Origin of the sequence: Leptolyngbya sp. ST-U4 (assembly GCF_039962215.1) — a bacterium.
In the GTDB taxonomy this organism is placed as follows: domain Bacteria; phylum Cyanobacteriota; class Cyanobacteriia; order Elainellales; family Elainellaceae; genus Leptolyngbya_A.
In genome coordinates, this window is record NZ_JAMPKZ010000010.1 from 93,835 (window position 1) to 109,080 (window position 15,246).

A 15,246-nucleotide genomic window follows, 5' to 3' on the forward strand; every position below is an offset into this window, starting at 1 on the left:
AATAGAATCTGAACTGGGAGGCAATTTCAGATGGGTCAAACCCTTACTCCTTCTAGCCTGAACAAATCTCAGGCAACGGCTGAACCGATGCAAAGCACTTCCCCAAACGGGGAAAACGCCCCCGCTTCTGGATTCAGTGATTTCGTTCAGGAGACGGCTGCGCTGACTCGTCGGCTGTTTATTCAGCTTCAGCGTCGCCCTTCGACTCTTATTGCGGGAATTATTCAGCCTGTGATGTGGCTGATTTTGTTTGGAGCATTGTTTCAGAATGCGCCGAAAGGACTGTTTGGTGAAAGCATGAACTACGGGCAGTTTCTCGCGGCTGGGGTGATTGTGTTTACTGCCTTTGGCGGCGCGCTCAACGCCGGATTGCCTGTCATGTTCGATCGCGAATTTGGCTTCCTCAACCGATTGCTGGTTGCGCCGCTGGCTTCGCGGTTTTCGATCGTCCTGGCTTCTGCGCTGTTTATCGCCACGCTGAGCCTGGTGCAGACGAGCGTGATTATTGTGATGAATGCGGTTTTAGGAGCAGGATTGCCCGATCCACTGGGACTTGGACTGGTAATTTTGATCGTGCTGACGCTGGTGATAGGTGTGACGGCTCTTAGTCTGGGGCTTGCTTTTGCGCTGCCGGGACACATTGAGCTAATTGCCGTGATTTTTGTGACCAACCTGCCGCTGCTGTTTGCCAGTACCGCGCTAGCTCCGCTCTCGTTTATGCCGACCTGGTTGCAGGTGGTGGCAAGTTTGAACCCGCTCAGTTATGCGATCGAGCCAATTCGCTATGTCTACACGCACAAAGACTGGCTATTCAGCAGCATCGTCATGCAAACGCCCTTCGCGTCGATTTCGCTGGGGACTGCCCTGTTGATTCTGCTTGGGTTTAGCACGATCGCCCTGCTGAGCATTCGTCCTTTGCTGCGCCGCAGCTTTGCATAATTCATCTTCCAATGGCATCCCCCAATGGCTTCCGATTGTTTCAAAATCTCTTGATGTTGGGGGAGCTAGGGAATCTGCCACTGCTCAAACGAGCCTGAAACCAGATTGGGAGCTTTTTAAGCGAGAATTCGTCTCCTATCCCAGCAACCACGCTATTCTTGAAGTCAATTTTCGGTGACAAGGTGAGGATATGAACGGAGCATTCAAACGAGTTTGTTTTACCTTAGTGAGCTTGAGCGCGATCGGCGGACTCTGTGCCCTGCCTGCTTCTGCTCAGACCAGCTCAAATCAGGCTTTACCGGGATTGGGCAGCAGCGATCAAAACAGTGACTCCTTTGGTGGCACAAATGGTTTAGATATGTATGACCTATTCCATCGGCTGCAAATGGGATCCATGCCCAGCATGTCGGAGTTTAACCAGGAACAGCAGCGTACGATTAACTCTGCTGCTTCTGATTTTCGCGCTCGTCAGCTAGAGCGACTGCGCCAGCAAAATTCTCAGCAAAACCCGCAGGTGCAGCCTTCTCAAACGGCTCCGGTTGCTCCGTTCCCTTCTTCTCAGCCCTCGATTAACCGGATGCCGCAATGAGCCAAAATCTGACTCTGGAGCCTGCCGCCGCCGAAGTCCTCACTTTCTGGTTTGGTGCGCCTGGGGAGGATACATCCTATGCTGCTTGCCGCAAGCTCTGGTTTGGCAAAGCTCCTGAGTTCGATCGCGCAATTGCTGAACGGTTTCGATCGCTGATTGAGCAAGCCGCCGCCGGACAGCTCGACTCGTGGCAGCGCACGTCGCAAGGGGCACTAGCTCTGCTGATTTTGCTCGATCAGTTTCCGCGCAATCTTTATCGGGGGACACCCCAGGCATTTGCGAGCGATCTCAAAGCTCTAGCCGTGGCGAAAACTGCGATCGATCGCAAATTTGATCAAGAGCTAGCACCCCTTCAGCGGATTTTTGTATACCTGCCGCTTGAACACAGCGAAATGTTGCCAAACCAGGCGCGATCGGTTGCCCTGTTTGAAAAGCTAAGTGCCGACGCTCCAGAGCTACAGGACACATTCGACTACGCGATTAAACATCGAGATGTGATCGATCGCTTCGGACGCTTTCCCCACCGCAACGCGATTTTGGGCAGGTTCAGTACACCAGAAGAGATCGAATTTTTGCAGCAGCCCGGCTCGTCGTTTTAACAAATCCATTTCCAAAGTACTTTTAGCTGGCTGGCTCGGTTGCTTCGGAGCTTTCCGAAGGGGTAACTGCCTGCTCACTTTGCCGAATTAACGCCAAATCGACTCTTTCCTCTTCTGGCTGTTCGACTTCAGCGTACAGTCCGGGTCCAAAAAATCGCTCGATCTTTTCCCGTTTCCCTTTCCAGGTGTTGAAGGAAATAAGGGGCGAATAAAACTCTAGTACTAGTGTGTAAGCTCCGTTGCGCGACTCTTCCCGGATGCCAATCAGATCGGGACGTTCTTCGTCGGTGGGCTCCAGCCCTAGATAGTCTAACGAGGTGTCCAGGTGCGCTTTTTGTCCGTAGCGATAGCGGGTGACATCCGATCGAATCTGGTTTTGGGTGGCAGTTGCCTGCTCTTTTCGCAGGTTTAGCAGGTCGGGGGTAACGGGCTGGCTGTAGGGAACGGGCTTGAGTTCGGCAACACGAAGGGCTAAACCACCCAGCAAAACTGGAATTCCATAGAAAAAGCCGATCAGGTTGAGTGTGGGATTGCCCGAAAAGTAGGCGGCAAATCCAACCACGGTTAGAATGCTGCCCACGGTTAAGCCCAATGCGCCGAGAGAAATTTGACGTAACATAAAGTTGAGTCCTGGAATTCCCTTCACAATTATTCACCATTTAGGTGTGTCGTTGCTGAATGATTTTCCAGCGGATTTTCACCAGAGCCTGTCTCTGAGCCTGCCCATGAGCCTACGGAGCACGAACGATGCCTGATTCTGAAACCCCGATCGATCCTCAAACTCTGCGCGATCGATTTAAGCAGATTGAGAGCCAGCGTGATTCGCTGCTGCGCCTGCTAGAGCAACCTGATTTAGGAACCCTGCGGATTGATGTCAATCAGGCGATCGAGGAAATTGATGATTTAATCGATGACTTCCGTCGCACTTTCCCCCAAGGATAGCAGGATCGCTGTTCCGAACCGCCCCCTAAGCGAACTGATTTCGGTGGAACCGAACCATTGCAGGCATTCTTTTTGTAACCGCAGGTTCCCACTGCTCAAAGTCCCCCCTCGCTCTTTAAGAGCGGCAAACAATCAGTTGGGGGGTTTAGGGGGCAATGCAGGATTTCTGCTACGCCTCAAACCATCTTGTATATCCGTCTTGATATCCGTTCGATTGCCATTACATCGCAGTTACATTACTCCGTGAAAGCGATCGGCTTGCGCTAGTCTAGATCACTGGGGCATTTACGCCTCCAGTCTCGAATCAATGCCGTTTTTAATGCAAGTCACGCAATCGATCGCATTCCTATGAGTCAAGCCTACACTGTCGAACTTCATCACCAAGGCACAGCCCACACCCTGACCGTGCCTGAAAATCAGACCGTCCTCGAAGCGGCTCAGGCTGCCGGATTGGATTTGCCCTATTCTTGCAGTGCCGGGGTTTGTACAACCTGCGCTGCCCAAATTTTGGAAGGCACGGTAGATCAGACCGACGGGATGGGCATTAGTCCCGCTTTGCAGCAGCAGGGATATGCGCTTTTGTGTGTATCGTATCCGCGATCGGATCTGAAAGTTGAAACTGAGAAAGAAGACACGGTGTATCAGCTTCAGTTCGGGCAGTTTCAGGAAAGCAAGAAAAAGTGATCACGCGATTTGTGACGATCGAAGTTTCGCTCACGGAACCTGCGGACTTGCAACGGTCGATCCTGAAGGCTTTGCAGGTGCAAGGTGAGCCGTTGCGTTGGGCGGTGGCGGGGGTGGATGCTGATCGTCAAACTGCCCAGATCGAAGCCGTTGTGCTGAGCCCGACTCAGTTTGCGATTCCTTTTTCGTCGGTTACTACGGTTTAAATGAGTTGAACTAGAACGGTGTGAGCGTGAATTCTCGTCCCTATACGGTGATGTTAATTGTACCGACGGGCATTGGGGCGGCGATCGGAGGCTATGCCGGGGATGCCCTGCCTGTTGCAAAAGCAATGGCTCAAGTTGCCGATCGCCTCATTACCCATCCCAACGTGATGAATGGCGCGTCGCTGTACTGGTCGCTGCCAAACGCGCTCTATGTGGAGGGTTACGGGTTGGATCAGTTTGCGGCGGGAAGCTGGGGCTTGCGTCCGGTGCATCAAAACCGGGTGGGGTTGGTGCTGGATCAGGGCATTGAACCCGAGCTACGGCTGCGTCATTTGCAGGTGGCAGATGCGGCACGGGCAACTCTGGGTCTGACGATGACAGATTATGTGGTCACGGATGCTCCGCTCGGCGTGGAACTGCGGACGGCAGAATCCGGTGCGACTTGGGGCACGATTCAAAATCCGGGCAGTTTGCTGCGGGCAGTCGAAAAGCTGATCACCCAGGCAAAAGCAGAAGCCGTGGCGATCGTCGCCCGATTTCCTGACGATCCGGGCACTGAGGCACTGATGCAATATCGGCATGGGCAGGGAGTTGACCCGCTGGCAGGAGCCGAAGCGGTGATCAGCCACTTGATTGTGCGGACGTTTCAGATTCCCTGTGCCCACGCGCCTGCCCTGTCGCCCCTGCCAATTGACCCGACCCTTTCGCCCCGATCGGCAGCTGAAGAATTGGGCTATACGTTTTTGCCCTGTGTGCTGGTCGGCTTGAGCCGTGCGCCGCAGTTTGTAACTTCACGAGAATCGATGCCTTCCACAGGGGCAATTTGGGCAAATGAAGTCGATGCGCTGGTGATTCCGGCAAGTGCCTGCGGCGGCAGTGCAGTGCTGAGCCTGAGCCAGACTTCCACCCAGATAATTACTGTGCAAGAAAACCAGACGAGTCTAAACGTTCCGGCTGAAGCCTTAGGAATTGAAACGATCGCCGTTCATTCCTACCTCGAAGCCCTGGGCGTTTTGGTGGCGCATCGGGCGGGGCTCAATCCGGCAAGTCTTCGATCGCAGATTGCCAATCTTCAGGAGTGCATTGCAGCTTCCCCAAAAGCAAATTTTCTTCAAGAAATTAGATAATCATTAGGCAATCTGTAACCCTTCCGAGGGTTTATTCGCATACCAGATTGCAGTAGATTGCTGTTAAAAATTGCTCGTTATTCCCATCCCAGCTCCCCTAAAGAAACTGTGTCTGAGCCACCTTCTAACCCCACTCCTCAGCCTGATGTTGAACCTTTAAGCCGGGTTCAGGTTCTCACTGCAATGGGCGTGACGGCGATCGTCCTGCTGCTGGCTTCGCGGCTTTGGCTACTGCTTGATCCGGTTGCGCTGCTGCCGCTGGATTGGTCAATCCAGAGTGCGCTGTGGGGCGTGGGGCTGGGCGTTGGCATTACGGCTGCTAGCTCGATTACTTATCGGCTCTGGGCAGGCTATCGTCAGAGTGCAGATTACTATCTAGCCCTGATTATTCAGCCGCTTGCCCTGCCCGATCTGATCTGGCTGGGGCTACTGCCAGCACTGAGCGAAGAACTACTGTTTCGGGGGGTGATGCTGCCCTCGGTGGGGTTGAACTGGTATGGACTGCTGATTTCAAGCCTGTGCTTTGGTGTAATGCACTTTAGCGGCCGCGAGCAGTGGTCATATATGATTTGGGCAACAACGATCGGGCTAGTGCTGGGCTGGGGCGCGCTAGAAACCGGAAATTTGCTCGTTCCCGTGGTGGCGCATATCGTGACAAATCTGGTGTCAAGCTGCATCTGGAAATGGCGGATGCGAGACGTGGCGGGCTAGGCAGACAAAAGCCTATGCTCGGCGAATACAGTCGTCCTGAATCGCATCTTGCAGCAATTGCAGCAGTTGCCGATCGCGCTCAGTCAGGTTGCCCTGCTCTACAATTTGCTCAATACGGATTTCTAGACCAGGAGTGAGTTCGCCCTGCTCTAGGGCTTGTCGGATGCACGCTTCGAGAGACATTGCCTTAGAATTGCTGGAATTCACGGTTTTACAGAGTGCAGCTAAAACAAAGTGCAACTAAAACTAAAGTGCAGCTAAAAAAGCTCAGTTAAACAGTCAAACACGATAAACCGGGAAGCGTTGAACTGAAGTCTTGAGTAAAACCTCATCATTTCAGCAATCTATTCCAGATCGATCGCAAAATCCCGCAAGATCTTAGCAATTCTAGATTAGAAAATCCGCACTTCTTCAAACTACACCGCAGCCTCACCCTGATCAGGAAAATTGGCAGTATTGTTTATCTAAAGAACTGGGATACAATTCTGCAATTTCTCCAAATCTCTAAAATGTCCAAATTTGATATAGTTAGCCCCTGTAGCTTGAAGCAGGCGACAGGGAGAAACGCTGCATCTGGGAATCTGCGTTGAGGAAAAAAGCAAGCCAGCCTCTTGTCCTGCCAGCCTTGTCCTGCCTAAGCTTTATTCTGCCTGCGCTAACCGGAGCCATATCCGAGCGGTTGACTGAATTCTGCACCGCTCCTGCTCAGCAGTTGCTAGAGTGTTGTAACGTACCTGAGTAGCGCAGCAATTCCAAAGCTGCATGAGTTACGCTTTGCCAGCCCAGCTTATGCTTTCTTAAAAAGCTCTCTTAAAAATTTTTAACTTAGAACAGCGATCGAACCGCCTGAATTTTGCTTTGCAGCATTCGTTTGGTGGTTTGCTCGATGCGGATGCTCATTTGCAGGGTCAAACTGTGTTTCAGCCAGGCTCGAAACTCATCACGGCTAATTCTGCCGCTTTGGTATTGTTTAACAGTGTATTTGAGAGTATCTACATAGCTCATTTTACAAGCTTATGCGGAAGGACTGAAATTGAGATGTGCCGCTCGGTAGAGAAACAAAAAAATTAACGTTATGTTAATTCGTTTAGCAATTAAAAAGTACTGTTGCGAGACCGGAATGGGAACGATCGCAGGAATCAAGTGAACCATGATTCTGCAATAAAAAACGCAATCAGAAGAAAAAGAAATGGGAGAATGGTAACACCTGCTTTACACCGAGCTTATGACCCTGACTCCCGATATTCGCTCGACTCCCAGCTTTGCCCCTGCCCCAATTTCAATTGATCTGCTGCAATCGGTGTTGGAAGAGCTTTATGCTCAGTATCGATCGCTACAGTCAGGCAAAATCGCAGATTATATTCCCGAACTGGCGAAGATGAATCCTGACTGGTTTAGCATTTGCGTCACCACGGTAGATGGGCAGCAGTTTGGCGTGGGTGATCGGGAGCAGCAGTTCACAATTCAATCCATTTCTAAAGTGTTTGTGCATGGATTAGCACTGGAAGATCATGGGCGCGATCGGGTGCTGGCAAAAGTTGGTGTAGAACCAACCGGAGATGCGTTTAATGCGATCGTTTTAGATGAACAGTCGAAGCGTCCCTATAATCCAATGGTGAATGCCGGAGCGATCGCGACTACCAGTTTGATCAAGGGCAACGGCGCAACCGATCGTCTGAATCGAATGCTGACCATGTTTCAGCGATACATCGGACACGAACCCTATATCGATATGCCCACGTTTATGTCGGAGCGCACAACCGGGCACCGCAATCGAGCAATGGCGCATCTCATGCTCAACTTCGGCATGATCGACGAGAAAATCGACGAAGCATTAGACCTTTATTTTCAGCAGTGTTCGCTGCTCGTAGACTGTCGCGACCTGGCAACAATGGCAGCAACCCTAGCAAATCGCGGCAAAAATCCTTTGACTGGTGTTCAGGCGGTTCCGGCCTGCTATGTCCGCGATATCCTCAGCGTTATGTACACCTGCGGAATGTACAATTTTGCCGGAGAGTGGGCTTACAAAGTGGGACTGCCTGCCAAAAGCGGGGTGAGCGGCGGCATTATTGTGGTTGTGCCCGCTCGCCTGGGAATTGCAGTTTTCTCGCCCTTACTGGATGCAAGAGGCAATAGCGCCAGAGGCGTAAGGGTCTGCGAGGAGCTATCACAGCGATTTGGCTTGCATTTGTTTGAGTGTGTGATGCCCGGCTCCCCCTTCGGAAAGGACGCAATATCATGAAAGATTTTTCTGACAAAACAGTTCTCATTACCGGAGCATCGGGCGGCATTGGTTGCGCAACCTCGATCGCCTTTGCCGCAGCCGGAGCGACCGTCGCCCTGCATTATGGTCAGCGATCGGAAGCCGCAGCCCAGGTAAAACAGGAGCTTGCAGGAGAGGGTCACATTCTGGTGCAGGCGAGTTTAACTGACCCGATCGCAATCGAACAGATGGTGAATGAAACGATCGCCAAACTCGGCAAGATCGACATTCTGGTGAACAATGCTGGCGTCTATCAGCTTCATCCACTGAATCAAACGTCTTATACCGATTGGCAGCAGGTTTGGCAGGAGACGATCGGCGTGAATTTGATCGGGGCGGCAAATGTGGCGTATTGCGTGGCGCGTCACCTGATCGATCGACAACAGGGACGAATTATCAACGTCTCGTCACGTGGGGCATTTCGGGGAGAGCCAATTGCTAACGCCTACGGAGCCAGCAAAGCAGGATTGAATGCGCTTAGTCAATCGCTCGCTCAGCACCTTGCGCCCTATGGAATTGGCGTGATGGCAGTTGCACCCGGATTTGTGGAAACGGAAATGGCGCGATCGGTGTTGGAAAGTCCTGCGGGAGAAGCGATCCGTCAGCAAAGCCCATTTGGACGAGTCGCTACCCCGGAGGAAGTTGCACACACGATTTTGTTCCTAGCTGCAGAGGGATCGCTGTTTCTCAGCGGGGCGATCGTGGATGTCAACGGAGCCAGCTATTTGCGATCGTGAGATCTGCAATTGTGAGATCCGTGACTGTGAGATCTGCAATGGATGGATTTAGCGGATAACAGTTTGACATTGCATTCGGCAACGCAAAGGCGTATCAGTTTCAGCCGGAGTTTTGTCAATATATTCCATCACGCTGGCTTGATCCGCTGCCGATAAACTCTGGTAATAACGCAGCGCAGCATCGATCGAAAACGGGACGCCCATCTTATCAGGGAAATTTGGCAAAATGGCTGTCCAAACCACTGCGGCAATTCGGTTTGCCTCACACCATTCGCGCACGGTTTGATCCACGTTAATTTGTGCTGGGTATTCCTCGATCGAACTTCGGTTATTTGCTCGATCGATATAGCCAATATATTCTGTGGTCGTTCCTTCGCGTTGTTTGAGATCCTCGATTGCATCTTCTAAGTTTGTACAGGTACTAATTGCAAACTGTGTTGGGCACATTGCTCCATTTTGCGAATCAATCACAACTGTGAGCCGCTTGTTCTCAGCAATTTTGGAAAATTCGAGCGGCAAAACGGGACCACCTGTTTCCCAGGAACCTTCATAGCGTAAATTCTGCGGCTTCCAAATCAACGATCCCCAGCCTAATATTGCGATAGTCATTGTCAGTATTCACTCAATCCTTACTTGATTGTTCAATTTCTGATTCATCAAACATCACATGCGTGATGCAAATGCTGTGTAACGGTGAATGAAGCCTTTTGTCATCGTAACGAACTGAATTTATAAATTATTAGTTCTCAGGGAGGAGTTTGAGCCGCAAGGTTTTTCCTGAAATTCACACCAACTCTTGCAAATCCATTGCTAAACAGGACAGAATGCAGAAAAAGACGATCGCCTTTTACCATGCACTCATCCAACCTGCACGCATCGAATCCGCAAACCCTCCAAATGAATTCTGCTATCCATCCTGAGGCTAGTCCTGAAGCTAATCTTGCAGGCAATCCTGAAGCGCAACCCACGTGGAAAATTAAGCTTCTCTACGATAGTCAATGTCCGCTCTGTCTGCACGAAGTCAACTTTTTGCGGCGCAAAGATGCCGATCGCGGGTTGGTTGCCTTTGTGGATGTAGTGGCTGACGACTATGACCCACAGCTTCACGGTGGCGTAGATTACGAAGCAGCAATGGCACGAATTCACGCCGTTTTGCCTGACGGCACAGTGATTCAAAACGTGGAAGTTTTTCGTCGCGTCTATGAGGTGCTGGGCATGGGCTGGGTTTATGCCATAACCAAACTGCCGATCGTCGGCTGGATTGCGGATGCGGTTTATGGAATCTGGGCAAAATGGCGACTTCAGCTCACCGGACGGCCCAACCTGAAGACGATCCTGGCTGAGCGAAATCAACGGCTTTGCGAGACAGGGCGATGCGATATCGAACGCCGCTAAACGAGTACCTAGGCACAATTTGTTAGTGCTCAGGCACAATCTGTCCGGCTTTGACCGTGAGGATCTGCGAAGACTTGAGCCACTGGGCATCAAATGAGCCGAGATGGGTCGTGGTAATCAGCGTTTGGAAGTGATCTTGAATGGTTTCAAGCAATTTGTTCTGCCGGTTCAGGTCTAGCTCTGCCAGCACATCATCCAGCAGCAGCAGGGGGGGTTCTCCCACGATCGACTCAATCAGCTTTAGCTCTGCCAGTTTTAACGCCAGGACGAGGGTGCGCTGCTGTCCCTGAGAGCCATACTGCCGCGCCGGAGTTTGATTAATCGCAAACTCGATTTCGTCTCGGTGCGGTCCGACCAGCGTTGTGCCCTGATGCAGTTCGGCGATCGATCGCTGCTCTAATCGCTGCAAAAATGTTTGCTGCACAATGTCCGGGTCGTCTGCTTCGAGATGCACGTTGGGCAAATATCGCACTTCCAGAATTTCTTTACTGTCGCTGATTGCTTCATGCCAGGACTGCGCCACCGGAGCCAATCGTTCCAAAACTCGCGCCCGTCGCCGAATCACCCGTGAGCCGATCGCCGCTAGCTGGCTATTCCAGATTGCAAGTTGAGTGGGTTCGGGGGCAGGGGTTTCGCCTTCGAAGGCATCGCTGCGCTGTTTGAGAAAGGCATTGCGCTGCTTCAAAATCGTGTTGTACTGCTGCAAAATATAGGCGTAAACGGGTTCGAGCTGGGTCAGCAGGGTATCCAGCCAGTCGCGCCGCTCGCTCGGACTGCCCCGCACCAGATCCAGATCCAGGCTGGAAAACTGCACTGCATTCAGCACGCCCAAAAAATCAAGCTGCCGTCGTAGGGCTTCCCCATTTAAACTCACGGTGCGTCTGCCGTTGCTGCGAAGCATCAGCGATAGATCGATCGTGCCTGTGTCTCGCTCTAAGCTGCCCAGGATTTGTCCGATTGGTTCTCCTTCCAGCACCAGTTCTCGATCGCGCAGTGCCCGATGCGATCGAAGGGTTGCCAGCAGCTCCACGGCTTCCAGCAGGTTCGACTTGCCCTGAGCATTATCGCCAACCAGGATCGTTTTAGGGGCAGAAAAGGTAATCTGCTGTTCCTGGTAGTTGCGAAAGTATTTTAGTTCAAGGCTTTTCAGGTACATCGGGAGCGGGCGGGGAGGGAGCCGGTAAAGGGGAGGATCAGGGGAGTGAGAGGATCAGGGGATGGAAGGTTCAATCATTGAGTGTATCGAATGCGCGATCGAACTTCATCTCTTTCAGGGTAGGACGAGAAATCAGGGTTCGGTTGCCAGGGTGAGCGGCAGGGTGAGCGTTACTGTTGTGCCCTGTGCCAGTTCGCTTTGAAGGTTGATTGTGCCCTGGTGCAGGTCGATCGCTTGTTGAGCGAGCGCGAGTCCCATGCCAAAACCCGCAGGAAAAGGGCTACTCGTTACATTGCTTGCCCGATAGAAAGGGCTGAAGACTTGCACCTGTTCTTCTGGCGGAATGCCAATGCCTTCATCCCGAATGCGGAGAATCAGTCGAGTCGGTTCGTAAAATAGCTCCAGCAGCACGGTTCCACCTGGGGGCGAGTAGCAAATTGCATTATCAAGCAGATGGTGCAGGGCTTGCTGAAGCAGAACTGGATCGATCGAGAGCTTGCCGGGAGCTTTTCCCCAGGGGACAAAGGTAATTTGATGCAGATTTTCGGGTGAGGAGAACTGTTCTATCAGATCACGGCAAAGCAGCGTGGGGTCGATCGCGATCGGCTGAAAGTCTGTGGGGAAATCAGTCAGGGGAACGGATAAGGCTTGCTGCATGAGCTGCGGGATGCGCCGGGTGGTTGCGTCAAGGATGGCAAGATGACGATCGTCCGATTTCGATCGCGGGGTTTTGCTGGTAAGCAGTCGCTGAGTTGCGGTTTGAAGGGCAGCGATCGTGGTTTGCCATTCTCTGGATAAAACAAGCGGGTGTTGAGGGTTGATTGCAGTTTGCTGATGCTCTTCGGTCAGGGCGGTTGCGAGCTGCGTTTTTTGCTGGAGTAGCTCGGCATGATTGGCTTTAAGCAGGGTCATCCGCTCCTGAATCTTTTCCTCAATTCCCTGATTCAGCATTTGCACCGCTGATTCGGCAGCCGTGCGAGAATCAATTTCCTGCTGGAGTTGGGCGTTTTGCTGCTGAAGCTGAGCCTGGAGCCTCCCGACTTTGAGATGAGTTTCAATCCGTGCCAGCACTTCGACCACCTGGAACGGCTTGGTAATGTAGTCTACACCGCCGATCTGAAATGCCTGCACTTTGTCCAGTTCCTCATCCAGGGCACTTAGGAAAATTACGGGTACGTTGCGGGTAATGGCATTGGCTTTCAGCAGTTCACACACTTTATAGCCGCTCATTCCCGGCATCACAATATCGAGCAGCACCAGATCGGGCACTTCTGCCTGCGCCGCGCTGATTGCCATCTGCCCGGAAATAACTTTTCGCACATCGTAGCCTGCATCGGTTAGCAGCGTTGCCAGAAACAGCAAATTATCTGGCAGATCATCCACAATCAAGATATTGCCGCCCGTCATTTTGTCATTGCCCAAAGGCGGCACGGCTGGGGAAGAGTCGCTGTCTAGCATAGGGCATCTGTGATCTCGATTAACTGCTCAAACTGAAGGTGGTCAACCAGATGGGCGATCGCTTCTCGCAAAGCCTGCTGCTCTGCTGGAATCTGATCAAGAAGCTGCCTGACTGATTCATCCCGGGCAACCCGCGCCGCCCAGTTGACTTGAGCAATCCATTCCTGAGGCATTCCCTGAAAATCTGCTGAATTGAGCACAGGCATCGCACCCGATCGAGCGTTCGCTGAGTTCACTGAGTTCGCTGAAACCTCGGCTGTGGATTGTTCGTAATAATACTTCACTCCAAGATGCTGCTGAAGCGTATTCAGCAAAACCTCCTCGGAATAGGGCTTAATGACAAAGTCATCGCATCCGGCAGCAAAGGCACGCTGTCGTTCTTCTTCAAACACGGTCGCGCTCACCGCGATAATTTTCGTAGTTTGCCGCTGCTGCTGCTGTTCCAGGGCACGAATTCGAGCGGTTGTCTCTAGTCCATCGACTTTCGGCATCCGCAGATCCAGCCAGATCAGATGCGGTGAGAAAGTTTGCCATTGTTCGATCGCCTTTACCCCACTGTGGGCAATTTGCACCTCAAAGCCTGCCAGGGTTAACCACTGCTGAGCGAGATTGGCATTGGCTTCGATGTCGTCTACCGCCAGAATGCGGTACGGAGGCTGACCGGGTGCGAGTCTGACTTTTAGATAGGCATAACGGTTATTCTGCTGGGAAATTTGCTTGCCATCGCTCTGAAGCGTCGCTGGGTTCTGCTCATGCCGCTGGGCTGGCTGATAAGGCAGCGTAAACTGCAAGGCTGTTCCCTTTCCGGGCTGGCTCTCGGCATTGATTTCACCACCCATAAGCTGAACCAAACGAGCACTAATGGTCAAACCTAAGCCGCTGCCCTGACGCGATCGTTCGCTGCTCTCGGTCTGCATAAAGGCTTCAAAAATTGAGTTCAGGTCTTCGGGTGCCATGCCAACTCCGGTATCCATCACGGTAAACTGAAGAACTGCAGGAGACTTGAACGTGGCCCTCAACGTAACGCTGCCATAAAGCGTGAATTTAATCGCATTGTCCAGCAGGTTGATCAACACCTGGCGCAGTTTGCCCTCATCGGCTTCGATCCAGGTGGGAATATCAGCGGCAGGATCAAGGCGAAGCTGTAGCCCCTTTGCCTTTGCCCGCATGTGAAAGATTGACTGAACGTTTCCCAGCAGATCGGGCAAATGAACCGGGCTTTGCTTGAGCGTGACTCGTCCTGCCTCGATCCGGGCAAGGGACAGCACATCGTTAATAATTTGCGTCAGGTGGTCGCCGCTGCGGTTCAGAACTTCCAGATATTCGCGCTCGATCGCAGTCAGATTAGGGCTACGGGTAAGCAGTTGAGCATATCCCAGCAGCGTACTCAGGGGCGATCGCAACTCATGGCTAATGTGGGATAAAAAGGTGCTTTTTGCCTGATTTGCGGCTTCGGCGGCTTCTTTTGCCTGCTTTAGCTCGGTTTCAAACTGTTGACGAACGGCTTCTCGCTGCTTGGCTGCGGTAACGTCACGCACGAATACCACGACTTCATCGGAACTGCTAGCAACAATGCGAGCTTCTTCGCAGTGAGTTTTGCCATTGTTGTGCAGCTCGTATTCGTGGGTTTGCAGTTCTCCTGTGTCGAGGGCTTGATGAATACAGCGCATTCGATCGCGGGCAACCGTTTCCGGCAGCGTATTGAATACGGTCATTCCTTCTTCCTGCATGGGCTTCGGGGTCAGCAGCATAACCTCTCCGCCATGGTGATATGCCAGTCCCGATCCTTGGCGGTTAGTCAGCAGCACCAGATCGGGAATCGACTGAAGCACGGCTCGCATTTGTGCCTCACTCTGGCGGAGCGCGGCTTCGGCTTCTTTTAAGTCCGTAATGTCTACCGCAACCCCATCCCAGATTGTCCGCCCATCGGCTAACCGACGCGGAACCGCCCGCGAACTTGACCAGACAATGCCTTGAGGAATGCCGTTTTGCAGTTTACGCTGTTGCACCTGCGCTTCGTAAATGGTCAAATTTTTCAGCGAGAGCTGGGTCAGGCGCTCGACTTCTTTTCGGTCTTCGTCGAGCAGCAAGTCGTACAGCACATTAATATCCTGCATGACGGCTTCTGCGGAGACACCGAGCAAGTCCTGAATTCCGGTACTGATGTAGGAAAACGCCAGCGAGTTGTCTTTGGGGTCATGCACAAGCTGGTAGAGAATTCCCTTCGGAATATTGTTGCTGATCGATCGCAGCAAAGCTTCCCGTTCCTGAAGTGCCTGTTCTGCCCGTTTGCGCTCGCTCATGTCCTGTACTAGGGCAAGTTCTCGCCGCAGGACAACCGCTCTGACAAAATGAGAAGCAATCAGCCCCAACACTATTCCACTTACCAGAACTAAAAGATATCGCCAAGACTCATTCACAAGCAAGAATTTGTTTTTTA

General features: G+C 52.2%; 18 protein-coding genes. 11 read left to right on the forward strand and 7 right to left on the reverse strand.

Features of this window, described 5'->3' with window-relative positions:
• The first annotated feature begins 87 nt into the window (after positions 1-87).
• The 3 genes from NDA02_RS15935 to NDA02_RS15945 all read left to right on the forward strand — a co-directional run bounded on the left by NDA02_RS15935 (position 88) and on the right by NDA02_RS15945 (position 2,127).
• Entirely contained in the window at positions 88-939 is an 852-nt protein-coding gene (locus tag NDA02_RS15935) for an ABC transporter permease (protein ID WP_348255305.1), read from the forward strand.
• Positions 940-1,129: 190 nt separating this feature from the next.
• Positions 1,130-1,528, forward strand: a complete 399-nt coding sequence (locus NDA02_RS15940) for a hypothetical protein (RefSeq protein ID WP_190794595.1) — start codon at positions 1,130-1,132, stop codon at positions 1,526-1,528.
• Positions 1,525-2,127 (forward strand): DUF924 family protein, encoded by a 603-nt coding sequence (locus NDA02_RS15945; RefSeq protein ID WP_190794596.1) that lies wholly within the window; start codon positions 1,525-1,527, stop codon positions 2,125-2,127. The genes NDA02_RS15940 and NDA02_RS15945 overlap by 4 nt, the downstream gene beginning before the upstream one ends.
• 22 nt (positions 2,128-2,149) lie before the next feature.
• Here the strand turns inward: NDA02_RS15945 and NDA02_RS15950 are convergent, their stop codons facing one another.
• The gene (locus NDA02_RS15950; RefSeq protein ID WP_190794597.1) at positions 2,150-2,746 is read right to left on the reverse strand and encodes a DUF2854 domain-containing protein; all 597 of its coding nucleotides are present in this window, start codon (positions 2,744-2,746) and stop codon (positions 2,150-2,152) included.
• A 128-nt stretch (positions 2,747-2,874) separates the two neighbouring features.
• Here NDA02_RS15950 and NDA02_RS15955 point away from each other — a divergent pair, with 128 nt between their 5' ends.
• The 5 genes from NDA02_RS15955 to NDA02_RS15975 all read left to right on the forward strand — a co-directional run bounded on the left by NDA02_RS15955 (position 2,875) and on the right by NDA02_RS15975 (position 5,797).
• Positions 2,875-3,069, forward strand: coding sequence for a hypothetical protein (locus NDA02_RS15955; protein ID WP_190794605.1), 195 nt, complete (start codon positions 2,875-2,877; stop codon positions 3,067-3,069).
• A gap of 348 nt (positions 3,070-3,417) precedes the next feature.
• Positions 3,418-3,753, forward strand: coding sequence for a 2Fe-2S iron-sulfur cluster-binding protein (locus NDA02_RS15960; RefSeq protein WP_190794598.1), 336 nt, complete (start codon positions 3,418-3,420; stop codon positions 3,751-3,753).
• On the forward strand, positions 3,750-3,959 hold the full coding sequence (locus NDA02_RS15965) for a hypothetical protein (RefSeq protein ID WP_190794599.1): 210 nt from the start codon (positions 3,750-3,752) through the stop codon (positions 3,957-3,959). The genes NDA02_RS15960 and NDA02_RS15965 overlap by 4 nt, the downstream gene beginning before the upstream one ends.
• A 26-nt stretch (positions 3,960-3,985) precedes the next feature.
• Positions 3,986-5,086, forward strand: coding sequence for a DUF3326 domain-containing protein (locus tag NDA02_RS15970; RefSeq protein WP_190794600.1), 1,101 nt, complete (start codon positions 3,986-3,988; stop codon positions 5,084-5,086).
• A gap of 108 nt (positions 5,087-5,194) precedes the next feature.
• Positions 5,195-5,797, forward strand: coding sequence for a CPBP family intramembrane glutamic endopeptidase (locus NDA02_RS15975; protein WP_347277934.1), 603 nt, complete (start codon positions 5,195-5,197; stop codon positions 5,795-5,797).
• A 12-nt stretch (positions 5,798-5,809) separates the two neighbouring features.
• Here NDA02_RS15975 and NDA02_RS15980 read toward each other — a convergent pair whose 3' ends face one another.
• Together NDA02_RS15980 and NDA02_RS15985 are read right to left on the reverse strand one after the other, a co-directional pair.
• Positions 5,810-6,004: a hypothetical protein gene (locus tag NDA02_RS15980; RefSeq protein WP_190794601.1), complete on the reverse strand. Its 195-nt coding sequence runs from the start codon at positions 6,002-6,004 to the stop codon at positions 5,810-5,812.
• Between the two features lie 618 nt (positions 6,005-6,622).
• A complete protein-coding gene (locus NDA02_RS15985; RefSeq protein ID WP_190794602.1) occupies positions 6,623-6,802 on the reverse strand; it encodes a hypothetical protein in 180 nt (59 codons plus the stop codon).
• 220 nt (positions 6,803-7,022) lie between these two features.
• Between NDA02_RS15985 and glsA the strand changes: the two genes are divergently transcribed.
• Positions 7,023-8,039: a glutaminase A gene (glsA, locus tag NDA02_RS15990; protein WP_348255281.1), complete on the forward strand. Its 1,017-nt coding sequence runs from the start codon at positions 7,023-7,025 to the stop codon at positions 8,037-8,039.
• Positions 8,036-8,797, forward strand: a complete 762-nt coding sequence (locus NDA02_RS15995) for an SDR family oxidoreductase (RefSeq protein WP_190790344.1) — start codon at positions 8,036-8,038, stop codon at positions 8,795-8,797. The genes glsA and NDA02_RS15995 overlap by 4 nt, the downstream gene beginning before the upstream one ends.
• Before the next feature lie 48 nt (positions 8,798-8,845).
• Here NDA02_RS15995 and NDA02_RS16000 read toward each other — a convergent pair whose 3' ends face one another.
• A complete protein-coding gene (locus tag NDA02_RS16000) occupies positions 8,846-9,406 on the reverse strand; it encodes a hypothetical protein (RefSeq protein WP_190790343.1) in 561 nt (186 codons plus the stop codon).
• A gap of 288 nt (positions 9,407-9,694) precedes the next feature.
• On the opposite strand from NDA02_RS16000, the gene NDA02_RS16005 reads away from it, so the two are divergent.
• Entirely contained in the window at positions 9,695-10,192 is a 498-nt protein-coding gene (locus tag NDA02_RS16005; RefSeq protein WP_190790342.1) for a DUF393 domain-containing protein, read from the forward strand.
• A 22-nt stretch (positions 10,193-10,214) separates the two neighbouring features.
• On the opposite strand, the gene recF is transcribed toward NDA02_RS16005, so the two are convergent.
• The 3 genes from recF to NDA02_RS16020 form a co-directional block, all read right to left on the reverse strand.
• A complete protein-coding gene (recF, locus tag NDA02_RS16010; RefSeq protein WP_190790341.1) occupies positions 10,215-11,348 on the reverse strand; it encodes a DNA replication/repair protein RecF in 1,134 nt (377 codons plus the stop codon).
• A gap of 132 nt (positions 11,349-11,480) precedes the next feature.
• A complete protein-coding gene (locus tag NDA02_RS16015) occupies positions 11,481-12,806 on the reverse strand; it encodes a response regulator (RefSeq protein WP_190790340.1) in 1,326 nt (441 codons plus the stop codon).
• Entirely contained in the window at positions 12,800-15,226 is a 2,427-nt protein-coding gene (locus NDA02_RS16020) for an ATP-binding protein (RefSeq protein WP_190790339.1), read from the reverse strand. Before NDA02_RS16020 ends, NDA02_RS16015 begins: the two co-directional genes overlap by 7 nt.
• Between the last annotated feature and the right edge of the window lie 20 nt (positions 15,227-15,246).